Annotated in this window: 1 protein-coding gene; it reads left to right on the top strand. The window is 62.7% G+C overall.

The window, feature by feature from the left end; translation table 11 throughout:
- The coding region (locus HZU84_RS20055) for a calcium-binding protein (protein WP_310734060.1) at positions 1 to 525 on the top strand (525 nt) is incomplete at both ends.

Raw genomic sequence — 525 nt, 5'->3', positions numbered from 1 at the left:
ACCTGGTGCTGGCGATCAAGGGCACCAGCGACTCGATCACGATCCAGGACTTCAAGTACCTCGATACACCGGCCAACAACCGGAACCCGATCCAGCAGGTGAGCTTCACCGGCAGCACCACGGTGTGGAACACCACCCAGATGGTCACCGAGGCGCTGCGGGGCACCGCAGGCGCGGACAGCCTGGTCGGCACGAGCCTGAACGACATCTTCTCAGGCAGCGCTGGCAACGACACGATGGTGGGCGGTGGGGGCGATGACACCTACTACTTCGGTCGGGGTGAAGGCAAGGACATCATTGCCCGGAGCACCGACACACGCTCAACCCGTTCGGAGAAGCTGATCTTCAAGGCGGGTGTGCTGCCCACTGACATCCAGGCCTCCTTCGTGGGCGCCGATCTGGTGCTGGCGATCAAGGGCACCAGCGACTCGATCACGATCCAGGACTTCAAGTACCTCGATACACCGGCCAACAACCGGAACCCGATCCAGCAGGTGAGCTTCACCGGCAGCACCACGGTGTGGA

Origin of the sequence: Sphaerotilus sulfidivorans (genome assembly GCF_013426975.1) — a bacterium.
Lineage (GTDB): Bacteria > Pseudomonadota > Gammaproteobacteria > Burkholderiales > Burkholderiaceae_C > Sphaerotilus > Sphaerotilus sulfidivorans.
The sequence above is the reverse complement of the archived record's forward strand: the minus strand, read 5'-3'. Positions and strand labels throughout refer to the sequence as shown.